The 748-nt window shown below is 52.5% G+C and carries 1 protein-coding gene and 1 pseudogene; both read left to right on the top strand.

What is annotated here, in order from left to right; genetic code table 11:
- Positions 1-308: pseudogene (locus U8U01_RS17265) on the top strand (hypothetical protein); the annotation flags it as partial.
- Positions 309-348: 40 nt separating this feature from the next.
- Positions 349-471: a DUF6273 domain-containing protein gene (locus tag U8U01_RS17645; RefSeq protein WP_496196413.1), complete on the top strand. Its 123-nt coding sequence runs from the start codon at positions 349-351 to the stop codon at positions 469-471.
- Positions 472-748 lie beyond the last annotated feature (277 nt).

Below are 748 nucleotides of genomic sequence, written 5' to 3' on the forward strand. Positions count from 1 at the left end.
TGGACGAAGCCGAAAAGGCAAACAGCATATACCCCTCGGACGAACAGCGCATAAGGCTGCGCAAAGCCCATTTGCTGGAAGCGCGGGCCTCGCTTATGGCCCTGGATGTGCGGCTGGCCCTGTGTTATGAGGTTATCATGCAGAACCCGCAAGGGGCCTTTACCAACTCGGCAGGGCAAAACGTGCCGCCAGGAAAGGCAGAGGACAAACTTGAAAAAATGGCACAAAGCCTGGGCGGATTGATAGACCGGGAAAATGACCTGATAAAAGGTGCGCTGGAATCCCTGGGCCGAAAAAAGAAAGCCTGACCTGTTCTTTGGGTGTATCTCTGGAAACTCGCTGTCTGCGGTGTGGTGGTGGCTGCGCTCCCCTAATTACAACAACAATAACAATTTCTGTAATGTGAACAACGATGGCTCTCCTAACAATAACAATGCCTCTTGGAGTGCAGGCGTTCGCCCCGGATTCTGAAACGCATAGGTCAAATGGAGTACCGAAAGGGAAAGACGACCTTTTCAGAAGGAGAGATACTTCCCGTTACCAAGAGCATAAATGCTCTGCGTGACGAAACTGCCCCCCTGATACCCTTGCACGGACGCTGCTTGCATGGTGGGAAACAGGTGCTTTTCCCATTTCATGTGCCGGGGTTATGTAGTTAGCTTTGGCACCAATGCCCCAAACACTATACGGAGGGCGAATACTTATGACCAGTGAAGAGCGCCGGGAGGCGCGTTACAAACGCCGCCAA

This window comes from Acutalibacter caecimuris (assembly GCF_034335085.1).
GTDB lineage: Bacteria > Bacillota > Clostridia > Oscillospirales > Acutalibacteraceae > Acutalibacter > Acutalibacter caecimuris.